Below are 16,031 nucleotides of genomic sequence, written 5' to 3' on the forward strand. Positions count from 1 at the left end.
CCCCTAACAGATATCGGCGCGCAGCCGCTCAATGGCGGCGCGGTATTCGGTTTCCAAGCGCTCGACCACGGCGGCTGCCGGCCCGACGGACTTGATCGCGCCGATGCCCTGGCCAGCGCCCCAGATTTCCCGCCAGGCCTTCGGCTTGGGGCTGTCGTCCGGCATGACGCTGACATCCCACTCGTCCGGCAGATGATCCGGGTCGAGACCGACCTTGCGAATGGAGCCTTTCAGGTAGTTGGCCGGATGCCCGGTAAAGAGAGAGGACGTCAGCACGTCCTCGGCCCCGCCTGCGACCATCATGTCCTTGTAGGTCCGGTCCGCGTTGGCTTCCTCCGTCGCAACGAAAGGCGAGCCGACATAGCCAAGATCGGCGCCCAGAACGCGTGCCGCCAGCAGCGCTTCGCCGGTGGAGATGGCCCCGCCCAGAAGCAGCGGACCGTCGAACCATTCCCGGATCTCGCGCACCAGCGCGAAAGGTGACTGCGGGCCACCGTGACCACCTGCCCCTGCCGCCACCGCAATCAGCCCGTCGGCGCCTTTTTCGACGGCCTTTTTTGCGTAGGTGTTGTTGATGACATCATGCAGGGCGATACCGCCGCAGGAATGGGCCGCCTCGTTCACCTCGACACGCGCGCCCATGGACGTGATCCAGACTGGCACCTTCCACCGCGTGCAGATCTCGACATCCCGCTCCAGTCGCTCATTGGACCGGTGGACGATCTGGTTGACCGCGAAAGGCGCGGCAGGCCGATCCGGATTTTCCTGGTTGTGCCGGTCCAGCGCTTCGGTGATCTCCTTCAGCCAGGCTTCCAGAACAACCGGACCGCCAGGCTCGTCTCTTGCGTTGAGGGCCGGAAAACTGCCGACAATCCCGGCCTTGCACTGGGCGATCACCAGCTTCGGACACGAGACGATAAAGAGTGGTGCCGCGACGGCCGGAAGCCTCAAGCCCTGCAGAGCCTTGGGAAGGGATCTTGCCTTCAACATGATTTGTCTGCCTCTCCTTCCAGGTAGAACCGGTTGAGCCATTCGGCGGCCAGCGCAGGCCGCTTGCCGTTCTCGATCTCCACCGTCGACTGCCAGACGATATCAACCTCTTGCGGTTTCGGCCTTGAAAGACGGGCGAGGACAAACCGACCGCGGACCCGGCTGCCCACCTTTACGGGTGCAAGAAAACGCACCTTGTCGAAACCGTAATTGATGCCCATCGTTGCGCCCTTGATCTTCGGCTGGGCTTCAACCCCCATCGCGGAGAGGAGCGACAGCGTCAGAAACCCGTGCGCGATCGTACCTTCAAAAGGTGTTTCCGCCGCCCTTTCAGGATCAACATGGATGAACTGGTGGTCCTGCGTCACCTCGGCAAAAGCGTCTATCCTGGCCTGGTCGATCAGGTACCAGGAAGACACGCCGACCTCCGTTCCGACAAGCGTTTCCAGCTCGCTTGCGGCAAGGGTGCGTGACAGCGTATCAGCGCTCACTCAATAGGCCTCCTGGAAGAGGTCTGGCCCGGTTTCCACATTGATGCCACCGCTGATGGGCAGGATGGCGCCGGTGATATAGGCCCCGCCTCGCCCGCACAGATATTGCATGGCAGCTGCGATATCCTCCGGCCGGCCGACACGGCCGAGTGGCACCTGGGCTCCCACACGCGAGCGGACATCCTCGTCCGCCGTTGCAAAGGCCGTCATGTTGCTGACGAAAGGTCCCGGGGCCAGCGCATTGACTGTGATGCGCCGTTCCGCCAGCTCCTTGGCAAGGATCCGCGTCAGATGATGAACCGCAGCCTTGGAGGCCGCATAGCTGTAGGCCCTGTCGCCATGGGCCGTTTCCCCCATGACCGAGCCGACGTTGACGACCCGTGCAGGATCGTCGTCGCTCGAGCCAGCTTCCAGAAGCGGCAAAAGGCCTTGCGTCAGCTGGAACAACCCGGTGACATTCACCCGCATCACACGCTCCCAGGCGTGATAGGGAAAGTCGCCAAGCGGCTGGCCCCAGCTTGTGCCGGCATTGTTCATCAGAATTTCCAGGCTGCCGGTGCGCTTGCCGATTTCGCCCACCAGCGCCGCAACACCTTCTTCCGTTGCAACATCTCCGGCAAAGCCTTCCGCCTTTCCGGAATAGCCGAGCGCGTTCAGCTCTTCGGCAGCCGCCTGGCAGGCTTCCAACTTGCGGCTGGCGATCATCACCCGCGCACCCGCGGCCATCAGCCCCTCGGCGGCCATTCGGCCGACCCCGGTCGCGCCGCCCGTGACCAGTGCCGTTTTGCCGCCAAGGCCGAACAAGTGATCAGGCGTCATGCGGTGACTCCGGAAACTGTTTTCTTAAGGTGAGTTTCGACACCTTGCCCGTTGCCGTCATCGGCAACGCATCGACGAAGACGACGTCATCCGGCACCTGCCATTTGGCGACCCGTTCCGCCAGATGACAGAGGATCTCCTCCTTCTGCGGCTGCGCCTCGTCCGACGGCTGAACGATGAGCAGCGGACGCTCGTCCCACTTGGCATCGGGTACCGCGATCACCGCGCAATTCGCCACCCCCGGATGAGACATGACGATGTTTTCCAGGTCGAGCGAGCTGATCCATTCGCCGCCCGACTTGATGAGGTCCTTGGACCGGTCCGTGATCGTCAGGAAGCCTTCAGGACTGATGGCGGCGATATCGCCGGTGCAGAACCAGCCTTCCTTGTCGAACACGGGTTTCGAGGCTTCCGGGTCCTCATAATAGCCGGAGGTGATGGTGTTGCCGCGCACATAGAGATGGCCCGGCGTCTTGCCGTCATGGGGCAGGCGATTGCCGGCATCATCGACGATCTTCATGTCGACACCGAAGATCCGCCGCCCTTGGCTCTGCTTCCTGTCGATGCGCTGGTCGAACGGCAGATCCGCCATCTCTGGCGGCAGGTTGCACTGGGTGCCGAGCGGGCTCATTTCCGTCATGCCCCAGGCATGGCAGACATTGATGCCCTGTTTTTCGAAGGCCTCGATCAGAGAGCGCGAGGCAGCCGATCCGCCAACGACGATATCGCCGAAGCCTTCGGGAATGCGGCCGCGCTGGCGGATCTCGTTCATGAGACCTATCCAGACGGTCGGCACACCCCAGGCGGAAAAGACCTTTTCGCGTTCCATCAGGTCGAACAGGCTTTTGCCGTCCAGTGCGCCGCCCGGAAAAATCAGGCTGGAGCCGGAAAGCGGCGCGCCATAAGGCAGGCCCCAGGCATTGACGTGAAATAGCGGCACCACCGGCAGGATGCGCGAGCCCTCGTTGAGGACCCGGGGAATGGTGACACACATGTCGTAGGCATGCAGCACCGTGGAGCGATGCGAATAGAGCGTGCCCTTCGGATTGCCTGTCGTGCCGGAAGTGTAACAAAGCCCGGCGGCCTGATCCTCGTCGAAATCCGGCCAGTCGATTTCACCCGGCTGTCCCTCAAGGATTTCCTCGTAACAGAGCACACCTTCCAGTGTCGTTTCAGGCATATGCGCACGATCCGTCATGATGACGATCCGCAGATCTGCCGGAAAATGCGGCCGCAGCTTTTCAACGATCGGCACGAAGGTGAGATCAACGAACAGCACCCGGTCCTGGGCGTGATTGACGATATAGATCATCTGTTCCGCTGAAAGCCGAGGATTGATGGTGTGGCAGATGGCGCCGATGCCGGAAATTGCATAATAGAGCTCGAAATGGCGGTAGCCATTCCAGGCAAGTGTCGCCACCCGGTCGCTTTCAGTGATGCCGAGTGCCTTCAGGCCATGTGCCAGCCGGGCGATCCGGCCGGCGGTTTCCTTGTAGGTGGTGCGGTGAATGTCGCCTTCCGTCCTCACGGACACGATCTCACCGGCCGGATAGGTATCCGCTGCAAAGGTGATGAGGTCCGCGATTTTCAGCGGACGGTGCATCATCATTCCCTTCATGTGTTTCCTCCCAGAACACGGCCGCTTCATACGGTCCCTCAAAGGGTTGAAGGGGAAGCCTAGCGCGCGGCTGACGCGCTGGAAAGGTCAATTTCCTTAGATGGCTTTTCCCGAAACCCTTTGACAGCGGCAGGCACATGCGCCAAACCCTGCCCAACCCAAGAGGAATGGTTGAGACCCCTTCATGACCCAGAAACTGGTCATTGCCGTTTGCACCGCGCAGCGGCCGAAAATGCTGCAGGCGTGCCTGGAAAGCCTCGACAAGCTGATCGTGCCCGAAAACACGCAGATGTCGATCGTCGTTGTGGAAAACGATCCCGTGCCGCATTTCACCGGTGCCGCCGCTGAAGACGTGAAGGGAAGGCTGTCCCTGCCGGTTTTCTTCCACCACGAAAAGCGCAAGGGCATTCCCTTTGCCCGCAACACGGCCCTGGAAGCCGCGCTCGAACACGACCCGGACTGGGTGGCGCTGATCGACGACGATGAGCGCGCCGAACCGGACTGGATCGAGAAACTTCTTTCGGCCTGCAGGCAGTTCAAAGCCGAAGTCGCCAACGGCCCCGTGCGCCGGATTTATGAAAAGCCGGCCCCGCACTGGTGGAAATCGCAGCTCCTGAAGCCGCGGCCGACCGGCTCGATCATCACCGAAGCGCCGACCAACAACGTGTTGCTGAGCGGCCGTATCATCGCGCGGAACGGTCTTGGCCTGCGGTTCGATGAACGCCTGACCTTCGGCAGCGAGGATATCGACTTCTTCCGCCGCACCCACGCGGCGGGCGCAAAGATGATCTGGGTGGATGATGCCTTTGTCGAGGAGGACATTCCGGCCTCGCGCGTCACCACCGGCCGCCTGCTGAGCCGCATGCACATGGCGGCAACCTCCGGCGCGTTCAACATCGTGCTGCGCGAAGGCCGGCTGAAGGCCGCCCTGCATTTCATTCCCAAAAGCCTGCGGCGCATGTTCTTCGGCCTGCTGGCGACAATCGTCGGTTTCGTGTTGAAACCCTTCGCCAGAAAGCGCGGCGAGAAACTCTTCTACTATGGCCTGATCCGTCTCATGAAAGGCTCCGGCAACCTGCGCGGACTTCTGGGCCGGGCGCATAACTACTACGATGTGATCGATGGTCACTGACACGCAGATGCAGCCGAAAAAACTCGCCCATATTCATCTTGGCGTTGATGGCGGGGCAGAACGGTTCTTCGTGCGCCTGACAGGCGCCCTTGCCCGGCGGGGCGTGGAGCAGATCGCCTTCATCCGAAAGGACCGGCCCTGGCGCGACGACCTTGCCGAACACTGCGATGTGCGCGAGATGACCTTCAGCCGCTCGCACCTGAAACGCCATGTCATCCGCTGGGACATTGCCCGCCAGATCAAGGCATTCGGCGCGCGTTCCACCATGGGCTGGATGAGCCCGGCCAGCAAATGGATGCCGAAACCCGGCCCGAACATGCGCACCTTTTTGCGCCTTGGCGACTGGCCGGACGGCTTCCACACCTATGGCAATGTCAAGGACCTGATCGGCAACACGCCGGAGATCATCCGCCAGGCCATCGAAATGGGCTGGCCTGCGGAACGTGCCCATGTGATCAGCAACTTTGTCGATCCGTTGCCCGCGGATCTGAAGCCGGTCGACCGGGCAGACTACAACACGCCCGAAGACGCCACGGTGCTGATCCACCTTGGCCGCTTCGTCGAACGCAAGCGCTTCGACCTTGCCATTCAAACGGTCGCCGGCCTGCCGGAGACCGTTCATGCCTGGCTGATCGGCGACGGCGAGCTGATGTCCGACATGAAGGCCCTGGCATCAAACCTCGGCGTTCAGGACCGCGCCCACTTTCTCGGCTGGCAACGCGACCCCTCGCCTTTCCTGAAAGCTGCCGATATCCTGCTGTGCCCGACCGACGAAGAACCGCTCGGCAACGTTGTCCTGGAAGGCTGGACCGCCGGGCTGCCCGTTGTCGCAACCGCCTCGCCCGGCCCAAGCTGGCTGATCGACCACGGCAAGACCGGGCTGCTGTCGCCCTGCGGGGATGTCGACGGGCTGGTGGGGTCGGTCAAACAGCTGCTCGGCAAGCCGGATCAGGAAAATGCATTGGTTGACGGTGGCAAACGCCGCCTTGAAGGCCAGTTTTCCGAAGACGCCATTTGCAAGACCTATTCCACGCTGCTTTTCGAGAGCTGACACCGATTACCGCAAGGCAACCCACGCAGGCGCGAACATGAAAAAGAAAAAAAGATTATACAATTTCATCGTCCGTCACCCGAACCGGCAGACCTTCGCAAAGCTTTTCAATTGGTATGTCACGTTCTCGAATGCGCTGCGGAGCAAGAAGCGCTGGAACATCAAGGTTGTTTCAGATGAGCCGGTCTTCCGCGTTCGGGACGATAAGGGCCAGGAGATCTCCTTTCTTCACAGCGAACGCGTCGGCTTCTACCGTTACGGTGTTCAGCCGAGAACCAAGGGCCTTCTGGACGACTATTTCATCGACCCGGCAATGATTTCAGACGGCGACGTTGTCATCGATTGCGGCGCGAACATAGGCGAGATCGGCCTCGGATTGCGCCTTGAAGGCAAGTCCGTCCGCTATATCGCCTTCGAGCCCGGCCGGGACGAGGCCGCCTGCTGCAAGCTCAACAACCCGGGTGGCACTGTCGAACAACGCGCCCTGTGGCACGAAAAGACGACACTCAAATTCTATGAGAAATCGGACACGGCCGATTCCTCCCTCATCGAATTTTCCGGCTACGGCTCTGTTGTTGAGGTGGAAACGACGACTCTCAACGACTACTGCGAAGAAAACGACATCCGCTCGATCAAACTCTTGAAGATCGAAGGCGAAGGCGCCGAGCCGGAAATCCTGAAAGGTGCCGACAAGATCCTGGACCGCGTCCACTACATCTGCGTCGACTGCGGCCCCGAACGCGGCCTCACCAAAGACCCCACCCTGCCAGCCGTGTGCCATTTTCTGGTCGAGCAGGGGTTCAGGTTTGAGAAGATTTCAACGAAGAGATTGACGGCGTTGTTTGTGAGACACTAGCAATAAGATAAACAGATATTGAAGTATACATTAGCGATGACATCTGATCTAAAGGCGTTCCCAGCCAGTTGGGATCAAGTCTATGGTTTTCATCGATTGGGAATTAAACCATTTGTGAGGCACAATTACGCGCTTATCCTTATTAGGGTTTAACCACGCGCCCCACCAGCTGAATGTACTATTTGCAGTAATATGGTTTTGGCAGACTGACATTAGGTACATGTCCTCGAAGTCATGGCCGTCTTCATTGGGCTCAACCCAAATGACATTGCAATCTAATTCAATATTTTTCTTAACCCAATCAATGTCATCGGAAAAAACAACTGGTGTAATCTCCGCTGAATTTTTTCTAATTTCTTGTATTGCCTTTGCGTACCATTCAGGTTCGCACGTTCCATGAAATGCGTTTGCCTTCGCGTTACTAACGTAATCACCCCGTCTAACGTGAATAGAAACAGGTTTTCTGGAAGCCCGTATTTCTTTACGGATTTTCTCTCGGCTTTGAGCAAGTTCTTTTTTAAGCACAAACTCCTTTCGGATATGGGTTTCGATATTTTTAAAATATTTCTCACTTTGCCAATATCCAGAAAAATAAGTCGATGTTTTCAAATTCAACACTTCGGGATTGAATGTGAACCCCTCTTCTTTCACATAATTTATTGATCTGCGATTTGTAAATGGAAACTTAAATTCTCTCTTTTTCTTCTTTACTTCATGAATTTCTTCTCTGGAAGCAATCTCAGCTTTTATGTTTAACCTATCAAGTAAAAATGAATGAGGTTTATAATTCTCGTAACTTGAAATATCCAATTTCAATGGCATGCTAGACTGCTCAGACAGTGATCGTCCCATAGCATACTGAAACATCTGATTGCCTAGCCCACCAGTTATTTGAACAATAATCAACTGACTTATACTTTCTCTGATACGTCTCTTTCCAGATATTTCGAAAAACTATTTATGTTTCCAACGACCTATATATGGAATGTTTACAAAAAATCGCCGCAAAGAGTCATTCAAACGAATGAAGCGAGTATTTTTCTTGAATTCTTTTGGACGACTACCGCGCCGTTTTCCTTGCCAAATTTCGGAATCAGCCTCCGAAGTAGCAACGTGCGAGACAGGGAAGGGTTGAATCCCGAAACTCTCAACGCCGTGACTCCAAAATCTATCCAAATGAACATCAACCGGTTCGTACCAAACTTCAGCCTTACTAATCAGCTTCTTTGCTGCAAGAGGTGAAAGTGCATATGACGATGTCCCGTGCGGACCTCGCTTAAAACGAACGATTTTTAGTTCTCTTATTTGCTCGCAGATCGCATATTTTCTGATTTTGTGTCCGGATAAACGGAGGAGACCGTATTCGTGAACTTTTTGAACAGCAAGCTCATATGCTGAATTGAAATTAAAGTTGAACTCAATGTCATCTTCTAAAATCAGAATTGGCTTATCTTTTTCAACGCAGAGCTGCCAAAGAAGGAAATGACTGGCATAACAACCAAGTTCCCCAGGCGCGAGTTCGAACCCATAATGCTTTAGCGCAGAACGCTCACTATATCTTACAAACAGGGGGTGATTTTCGATTCGACCATCAACCGCATCAAAAAACTCATAGGGAATGTTCAATGCATCAAGTTTCGTAGACATTTCAGATCTACGTTTTTCTGATCGCTCCAAGTTTACAACATAGGTGTCTATTGTTTTGAGCTGTTTCATTCGATGCGACCGTGCCATTTCGTTAATTGCTACCAACTAATACCTGTCGACAACGGCTCATACATACCACTTTCTTCACATTAAGGTTACACTGAAATACGGATGTCACCAAATAGCGCTCGTATTCGAAACATTTGTTGAAAAGGCCATTTTAACGCGGCGTATAATGGATAGTTGATCATATTTCTTGGTTATGTATAAAATTTGCAGTCGCACAAAGGCCTATTCTAGGCAATTGCTTCAGGCTTTAGTTGTGTGCAATTATCCTCCGATAATAACATTAAGCTCAACGCTAGGAAGATTTTTCGCAATGCTAAGCTGGACAAAACGTCTATTTCTTATCTGTAAACAATCTTCACTTCAAAACTCGAAGAATGAAGCGCCGCTTACAGAAGTAAAACGGTGGTTTCGGGATAAGGGAGATGAGACATTGAGATTATCATATCCACTTAATGAGGATTCAACCGTATTTGATTTGGGAGGGTTTCAAGGTGACTTTGCAAACCAAATCAACATTCGGTATCGTTGCTGCGTTTATCTGTTCGAGCCTAGTGTTGAGTTTTTTGAGAAATGTGAAAAAAGGTTTACTCAAAACTCAAAAGTACATTGTTTTAATTTTGGACTATCTGACGAGAACGGTCGATTTACCCTCTCCAATGAAGGTGATGGCTCATCCATACTACATAAATCTGACACGAATGGCATCGAAACTGTGACTGTTAAGAAATTTTCAGATGTTTTCGACTCTTTACATATCAAGAATGTCGATCTTATCAAGATAAATATAGAAGGTTCTGAATATCAACTCCTAGATCACATGATTTCGTCGGGATTGATTGAAAAATTCGAAAATATACAAGTACAGTTTCATGACTTTGTAGATAATGCAAAAGAACTTCGGAACACGCTCACAGAGAAACTTTCGAAAACACATCATAGAACATGGTGCTATGAGTTTGTTTGGGAAAATTGGCAGAAAAATTCCAACTGATCCAATCGAACTGTTTTTCTGTAAACAGCATTTGGCTACTCGCCCAATAAATTTACAATCCTACGCGATAGGCGTTTACGATATCGTCTGAGAGTTGAGGTATTCTTTATGAAAAACTTTTCCGACTCAAGTTTTTTGTAACCTCCGGATTCATCTTGATTTAATGAGATGGCTATTTTGGCCAGAATAGAAAACAAATTGTGTTCAAACAAGACTCTTCGCCTACTTTCCTTCAATAGACTTTCGGATTCTTCGGCTAAACTCGAGTTAATAATATGCTCTATTTTCGAAATAGATTCTTCCGTATCTCGAATGTCGATTTTTGATAGTGCGCCTTCTGGGAAGTAGTCATCTACGTTTGGACAACCGTGATATATTGGGTATGTCAGAGTTAAGAAAGGGTCTGAGAGTTTTTCGGTCCAATAATCTAAGATTGCGCAATTTTCTAATGAGATATGATATTTATACTGTGAAAGAGCTTCCATTTTATCTGTAAACGAACAAATGTTCCGGCCAAAATAGTCAATTCTATCTCCGAAATGAGACTTAAGAGCGTCCACAAAGCGCAATCTCGCTCTATGTTCCTCCGTAAAGGCCTTATCTGACGAAATTACAGAGATCAATTTAGATTTCTTAGGTTGGTAGTCACTGAAAAAATCGAAGGTAAGTGGAACATTACTTAATCGGTTGAATTCGCTCCAAACACCAGCATGCCAAGGCAATCCAGGCTGCTGATAGATAGCATTTGGGTGTTGGCTAGTCTTGTCAGTCGTCACGATGAGATCAAATTGCCTCAAGAACTTCGAAGAATATACTTTCACGTTCTGAGGTTCTGACGCTATAAACACGCATTTTCGAGCTTTAATTTTACCACAATATTTTGTTGGCAATGCATCAAACACAAAAAGTATATCACAATTTTCCAAATTATTGGAAAAATCAAAATAAACATTGTTCCAGATTGGTTCTAGATTGGGAAATTGACGCGTCCAAACCCAATTTTCCGACGAAGACACAAAAGCTGCTTTTATCAACAATATCTCCGCAAAGGTTTGAGGACAAAACCGCTACGATAATTCGCGGACACTTCGATTAGCTGTTTAAAATTACGATTCTCAAACATATCTAGAGAACCAAATCTCATTTCTTGAATTGCAAATTACAACTCTCTGCAAGAATAAACTAAATTTGACCGTTAACAACCGCAGTTAGAACCCGATCCAAGACTTCAAATTCATCCGATAGCGAGAAGTGATGATTCCCAATGAAGAAACCATTTTGGTCAAGATCATTTGCATTTTTGAGCTCGCCATGAATTGAATAGTCAAACCACTTCATCGTTTGGTTTTTTGTAAAATTGCCAGCGACGATAGGGCGTACTTCGATACCTGACTTGTTCATTGCAGCAATGATCTGCCCTCTATCATAGCCCATGTCTGATTTGACGGTGAATGCGAACCCAAACCAGCTGCTCTGGCCAATTTCCCGTTGAATTCTCAGGGATGGGTATTTTTTCATCAAATCACGAAACTTTTCAGCATTTCTCCGACGCTCAAGCACCATATCTGGAAGCTTCTTGAGTTGTTCGAGCCCTATTGCGCCACTCATCTCCAAAGGGCGTACATTGTAACCAGGTAAAATGAACCGGAACGATTCCTCGAAAGGATTATCGCTCATTGGGGCGACATGATTTTCTTTTGGTAAGTTACGCGTCCAACCGTGTGCACGAAGGCAAAGAAGAATATGATATAATTCTTCGTCGTCGGTAGTGATCAAGCCACCTTCCATTGTGGAGATGTGATGGCTGAAGAACGAACTGTAACTTCCCATGAGTCCGAACGTACCAGCTTGTTTACCGTCAAAAAGTGCACCTAAAGACTCGCAGTTGTCTTCTAGTAGCAAGATGTCCCTGCCTTCGACAATTTTGTTTATAGCTGCGAAGTCATTGGGATTTCCGAGTAGATTTACAACCATGATAACTTTAGTTGCGGGCGTGATTGCCTCTTCCAACTGTTCCAGGTCGTAATTCAGAGTTTCGGCATCGACGTCAACGAACCTAAGTTTCAGTCCATACTGATAAAGGGGATAATAGGTGGTACTCCAGGACACTGCGGGGACAATTACTTCCGTGCCCGGCAGAATGGGTGCGTTCGACCTATATCGCAACGCCGCAACCATGAGCAAATTTGCAGAAGAGCCGGAATTGACCATGACTGCATGATTGCTGCCTACAAATCTTGCAAATTCCTGTTCAAACTCAGCGACTTTCTTCCCCATTGTGAAAATGCCGGACTCAATTACTCGCTGAAGCGCCTCATATTCACGCTCGTCCCAAGTTGTACTTGCAAGTGGGTAATTCATTTCATTCTCCAAGGGACAGGAAATATTCGTAGGCCTGGCAAATACCGTCATTCAGGCTCGTCTTGGGCTTCCAGCCCATTTCGGACTGCAGGCTGACATCTAGCAATTTTCGCTTCATGCCTACCGGCTTGGTCAGATCATGCGTAAATTTGCCGGAATAGCCTATAACATTAGATGCTATTTCGTAGTATTCATTAATGGTGAAGTCTTTTCCAACACCAACATTTGCTATCGCTGGCAGCTTCTCAAACTTACCCAAGAAGAAAACGATTGCGTCCGCCAAGTCCTCTGCAAACATGAATTCTCTGCGCGCCTCTCCTGTTCCCCAGATCTCAACCGTTTTGTTTTTGGCAAGTGTTGCCTGATGAATTTTGCGTATGACAGCAGGAACCAAATGGGAGACAGCAGGATCAAATTTATCGAAGCGTCCATACAAGTTGCATGGAATTATTGTTTTATATTGAAACTCTGGCGTTTCACGAACGATATATTCGCAAAGCCTTGCAACGGCACACTTGGCAAGAGCGTAGCCCTCATTGGTGGGTTCCAATGAGGCGCTGAGAACCTGAGCTTCTTTGAGGGGCGTGTCCTGATCCTTGGGATACATACAAGAACTGCCGATATTCAGGAGTTGAGGAACCCCTGCAGACCGTGCAGCCGTTATCAAGTTGCTACCCATATTCCAATTGTCGGTCAAAAAGCGTACTGGGTTCGCGATATTGGCTTGAATCCCGCCAACGACGCCGGCGGCGTGCACAATGATGTCCGGCTTCTCTCGCTTCAGAAAAGCTTCGGTTTGGTCGAAATTCAGAAGATTGAGTTTCGAGCTGTCGGGAGCAATAAATTCAAGGTTGTCGGGGCGCTCATGCGCGAGCAAATTCTTCCCAACCATACCGGAACCGCCGGTCAGCAAAACTCTTGGCATTATAGTCCGAATCCCTGAAGCATTTAAGGCTAAGGCTTCATTTCCCGCAGATCGCTTGTAACCATCTCCGAAATGAGATCGCGAACACTTCGATCATGCTTCCAGCCCAGTCTTTCGAATGCTTTCGTGGCATCACCAAGCAGTAGATCGACTTCGGTCGGACGGAAGTACCGAGGGTCGATCTCAACAACAACCTTTCCGGTTGCCGCATCGATCCCTTTTTCATCTACCCCGGAACCTTGCCAATCTAACGCGATATCTACTTCAGAGAATGACCAATTAACAAAATCACGCACCGAGGTAGTCTTCCCCGTCGCCAGAACATAATCATCCGCCTTGTCCTGCTGCAGCATCAGCCACATGCCGCGGACGTAGTCTTTTGCATGCCCCCAGTCACGTTCGGCGTCCAGGTTACCAAGGTAGAGCTTGTCCTGAAGGCCCAGTTTGATCGCGGCGGCGGCGCGGGTGATCTTGCGGGTCACAAAGGTTTCGCCGCGGATCGGGCTTTCGTGGTTGAAAAGGATGCCGTTGCTGGCGTGCATGCCGTAGGCTTCACGGTAGTTGACGACGATCCAATAGGCGTAAAGCTTTGCCGCGGCATAGGGGCTTCTTGGATAGAAGGGTGTGGTTTCCGACTGCGGAACTTCCTGTACCTTGCCGTAGAGCTCAGACGTGGATGCCTGGTAGAAGCGCGTTTTCTCGCTCAACCCGAGAAGCCGGATGGCCTCAAGCAGGCGCAGGGTACCGAGAGCGTCCGCGTTTCCCGTGTATTCCGGGGTTTCAAAGGATACCTGAACATGGCTCTGCGCTGCCAGGTTATAGACCTCGTCCGGCTGCGTTTCCTGCATGATACGGATCAGGTTGGTGGAATCCGTCATGTCGCCATAGTGCAAGTGCAGCTGCACATCACGGTCGTGCGGGTCCTGATAGAGATGATCGATCCGTCCTGTGTTGAACGACGATGACCGTCTCTTGATACCGTGAACCGTATAGCCTTTCTCAAGCAGCAGTTCTGCGAGGTAGGCGCCGTCCTGGCCAGTGATCCCGGTGATCAAAGCTGTTTTTTGCATCGGACTCTTTTGTCTCAATCTAACTTCGTGAAAGCTTCCCCGTGAAGCAATGCGGATATGCGTTTCATTTGTAGGGCGCAAGTGTTTTCTCAGTGGACTCAATCGGTGGGGCAATCGCAGTGGTCTGACCGCCCCAATGTGCGCCGAATAATCCGGGCGTTATAGTCGGTTCTAAAATCAAATGAAAGAGAACCCTGACCTCCGAGTGCGTTGAACATGCACTGGCAACAGCAAAAGTCATAATGATATAGCAGCGCGCAGGTCAAAGATCACTGGCGTTCGAGCTGATGGCTTGGCATAACCGCGACGGCAACGAACCGCCAGGCGAATTCAGGCGATTTCAAGCACGGGTGGATTAATGGTGGTCACTTCCGGCTTCATTTGCAGATAGGTTTGATGACAGACGCAGTGAAAATCGACGTACTCCTCGTTTCGGGGGCAAGGCCTGCGCTGTTGGAGAAAACTCTGGCAAGCTTTTCACAGCGGTTGTTCAGGCATTTCGAGATCGGAACGCTTTACGTCAACATCGATCCCTTTGAAGGCGGACCTGTGGAGGTTGATGCCTGCGAGGAGATCTGCAAACAGCATTTCGCCAATGTCGTCACCCGCAAGCCTGACAAGCCTCACTTTACAAAAGCAATCCGCTGGCTCTGGCGACAGCCGGCTGCGGACTGGTGCTTCCACCTGGAAGACGACTGGGTGCTGAACCGGGAGGTCCGCCCAGAAGAAGTCAATAAGGCAATTACACGCGACGTTCGCCAGATCAGCCTGTTGACCCGGGAAAAGAACTGGGGCTATCGGTCCTTCTATCATTATGAACCCGGCCGCAGGACATTCCTCGGAATGGATCTTGGCAAGGGTCTCAACAAGAAGCGGCCGATCTTCGGAACCAGCCCCTCCTTCCTGCGCAGCGATTTCGCCGCAAGATGTGCCGAGCTGATGGATGAGACACTCGATCCGGAAAAACAACTGAACTACATGAACCCAGACCTGAATGCCTTTACCGCACAATTCAGGAACAGGTTCATCGGCGCGCGGCGAGACTATGTGGCGATCGACATCGGCCGGGAACACCGCGATGCACTTGGGATAACCAAGGAAGTTATCGATGGAAACAGCGTCTGGAGCCGGACAGAGTAAGGCGCATCTTCAAGCCCACAAAATACTCTCGCACTAAGGTCAGCTGAAAAAGACGTTCCGTGTTGCTGGCGTATCGAAATCGAAGCCGAACAGTTCGATTTCGGTTTTGTACCAGTCGGCGACGATCTCGATATTCCTGTCGGTGTAGAATTTTCGCTGGTCGGCACGGGCATTGCGGGAGATATTGCGCTGTTCGAGCGTGTCATCTGCCCCAAGATATCTTGCCAGTTCCGGACCCAGTTTTTCCTGACGCAGGATATTGACCGCCACCTGCCCCCTCTCGTCGATCACATAGTCGCTTTGCGGGTACCAGCCGAGCGAGGCGCGGTGCCAGAAGAAATCAACCTTGCCCCACTCGTGGCGCGTCTCCAAAAATTCCTCGAACCCCTTCACCGTCAGATCGAATTCCGCCTCGTGGGATCCGCTTGTCTGTAGGTAGAACTTGAATCTGGAAAAAGTCCGTGCCCAGGGGTTGCGAACAACCGCAAAAGGCACCGTGCCGGCACGCACCGAAAGGTCGATATCCCGCAGCCGGGCATGTTCGTAGCCTGGATGAAGCCCGCGATCCCTCATGAAGGTCATCAGCGCGTTTGCATAAGCCTTGCTTTTCAGGCGGCGCCGGTTGGCAAGAACCAGATTGCCTTCCAGCGCCTTGGCATGGCGCACCGACATGCCGCCGTTCTTGGGAATGTGGACGAGCAGGTGTTTCTTCGGCACCAGCCCCAGCCTGGCAGGCGCGAACTTGAGGAAATTCTTGAGCTGGTATTCGTCCATGCTGTCCGTCTCTTGAAAGCCGTGCCCTGCGCCTTCCCGCACCTTGCATGCCTGACGGAAAGACGTCGTTTCTGCCTGCTGCCGGGCGCGGCGACCG

Annotated in this window: 16 protein-coding genes; 5 read left to right on the forward strand and 11 right to left on the reverse strand. The window is 52.6% G+C overall.

Going from position 1 to position 16,031, the window contains the following annotated elements; genetic code table 11:
• Positions 1–3 precede the first annotated feature (3 nt).
• Genes HEP89_RS06760 through HEP89_RS06775 form a run of 4 tightly spaced genes read right to left on the reverse strand, consistent with a single transcriptional unit; the run spans position 4 to position 3,918 of the window.
• A complete protein-coding gene (locus tag HEP89_RS06760) occupies positions 4–990 on the reverse strand; it encodes a nitronate monooxygenase family protein (RefSeq protein WP_055656990.1) in 987 nt (328 codons plus the stop codon).
• Positions 984–1,481: a MaoC family dehydratase gene (locus HEP89_RS06765; RefSeq protein WP_197923156.1), complete on the reverse strand. Its 498-nt coding sequence runs from the start codon at positions 1,479–1,481 to the stop codon at positions 984–986. The genes HEP89_RS06760 and HEP89_RS06765 overlap by 7 nt, the downstream gene beginning before the upstream one ends.
• Positions 1,482–2,300 carry an SDR family NAD(P)-dependent oxidoreductase gene (locus tag HEP89_RS06770; protein ID WP_168691606.1) on the reverse strand — a complete coding sequence of 273 codons (819 nt, stop codon included), beginning with the start codon at positions 2,298–2,300 and terminating at the stop codon, positions 1,482–1,484.
• On the reverse strand, positions 2,290–3,918 hold the full coding sequence (locus HEP89_RS06775) for a long-chain fatty acid--CoA ligase (protein ID WP_168691607.1): 1,629 nt from the start codon (positions 3,916–3,918) through the stop codon (positions 2,290–2,292). Before HEP89_RS06775 ends, HEP89_RS06770 begins: the two co-directional genes overlap by 11 nt.
• A 184-nt stretch (positions 3,919–4,102) precedes the next feature.
• Here HEP89_RS06775 and HEP89_RS06780 point away from each other — a divergent pair, with 184 nt between their 5' ends.
• The 3 genes from HEP89_RS06780 to HEP89_RS06790 are packed head-to-tail and all read left to right on the forward strand — an operon-like array spanning position 4,103 to position 6,957.
• A complete protein-coding gene (locus HEP89_RS06780) occupies positions 4,103–5,050 on the forward strand; it encodes a glycosyltransferase (protein ID WP_168691608.1) in 948 nt (315 codons plus the stop codon).
• A complete protein-coding gene (locus HEP89_RS06785) occupies positions 5,040–6,101 on the forward strand; it encodes a glycosyltransferase (RefSeq protein ID WP_168691609.1) in 1,062 nt (353 codons plus the stop codon). The genes HEP89_RS06780 and HEP89_RS06785 overlap by 11 nt, the downstream gene beginning before the upstream one ends.
• Before the next feature lie 37 nt (positions 6,102–6,138).
• Positions 6,139–6,957: an FkbM family methyltransferase gene (locus tag HEP89_RS06790; protein WP_168691610.1), complete on the forward strand. Its 819-nt coding sequence runs from the start codon at positions 6,139–6,141 to the stop codon at positions 6,955–6,957.
• Between the two features lie 48 nt (positions 6,958–7,005).
• Here the strand turns inward: HEP89_RS06790 and HEP89_RS06795 are convergent, their stop codons facing one another.
• Positions 7,006–7,902 carry an alpha-1,2-fucosyltransferase gene (locus HEP89_RS06795; RefSeq protein WP_324252106.1) on the reverse strand — a complete coding sequence of 299 codons (897 nt, stop codon included), beginning with the start codon at positions 7,900–7,902 and terminating at the stop codon, positions 7,006–7,008.
• A gap of 9 nt (positions 7,903–7,911) precedes the next feature.
• The gene (locus HEP89_RS06800; protein ID WP_168686585.1) at positions 7,912–8,673 is read right to left on the reverse strand and encodes a glycosyltransferase family 25 protein; all 762 of its coding nucleotides are present in this window, start codon (positions 8,671–8,673) and stop codon (positions 7,912–7,914) included.
• 310 nt (positions 8,674–8,983) lie between these two features.
• Between HEP89_RS06800 and HEP89_RS06805 the strand changes: the two genes are divergently transcribed.
• Entirely contained in the window at positions 8,984–9,664 is a 681-nt protein-coding gene (locus HEP89_RS06805) for an FkbM family methyltransferase (RefSeq protein WP_168691611.1), read from the forward strand.
• A gap of 35 nt (positions 9,665–9,699) precedes the next feature.
• Here the strand turns inward: HEP89_RS06805 and HEP89_RS06810 are convergent, their stop codons facing one another.
• From HEP89_RS06810 to gmd, 4 genes are all read right to left on the reverse strand, one after another.
• Positions 9,700–10,698: a glycosyltransferase family 10 gene (locus tag HEP89_RS06810; RefSeq protein WP_168691612.1), complete on the reverse strand. Its 999-nt coding sequence runs from the start codon at positions 10,696–10,698 to the stop codon at positions 9,700–9,702.
• Between the two features lie 148 nt (positions 10,699–10,846).
• Positions 10,847–12,025 (reverse strand): DegT/DnrJ/EryC1/StrS family aminotransferase, encoded by a 1,179-nt coding sequence (locus HEP89_RS06815; protein WP_168691613.1) that lies wholly within the window; start codon positions 12,023–12,025, stop codon positions 10,847–10,849.
• A gap of 1 nt (position 12,026) precedes the next feature.
• Positions 12,027–12,950, reverse strand: coding sequence for a GDP-L-fucose synthase (locus tag HEP89_RS06820; protein WP_168691614.1), 924 nt, complete (start codon positions 12,948–12,950; stop codon positions 12,027–12,029).
• 29 nt (positions 12,951–12,979) lie between these two features.
• Positions 12,980–14,020 carry a GDP-mannose 4,6-dehydratase gene (gene gmd / locus HEP89_RS06825; protein ID WP_168691615.1) on the reverse strand — a complete coding sequence of 347 codons (1,041 nt, stop codon included), beginning with the start codon at positions 14,018–14,020 and terminating at the stop codon, positions 12,980–12,982.
• 396 nt (positions 14,021–14,416) lie between these two features.
• On the opposite strand from gmd, the gene HEP89_RS06830 reads away from it, so the two are divergent.
• Positions 14,417–15,160, forward strand: coding sequence for a hypothetical protein (locus HEP89_RS06830; protein WP_168691616.1), 744 nt, complete (start codon positions 14,417–14,419; stop codon positions 15,158–15,160).
• 39 nt (positions 15,161–15,199) lie between these two features.
• On the opposite strand, the gene HEP89_RS06835 is transcribed toward HEP89_RS06830, so the two are convergent.
• Complete coding sequence (locus HEP89_RS06835) at positions 15,200–15,934, reverse strand: hypothetical protein (protein ID WP_062491066.1); 735 nt, start codon at positions 15,932–15,934, stop codon at positions 15,200–15,202.
• Positions 15,935–16,031: the final 97 nt, after the last annotated feature.

It is taken from the genome of Labrenzia sp. 5N, assembly GCF_012395805.1.
Classification (GTDB): Bacteria; Pseudomonadota; Alphaproteobacteria; order Rhizobiales; family Stappiaceae; genus Roseibium; species Roseibium algicola.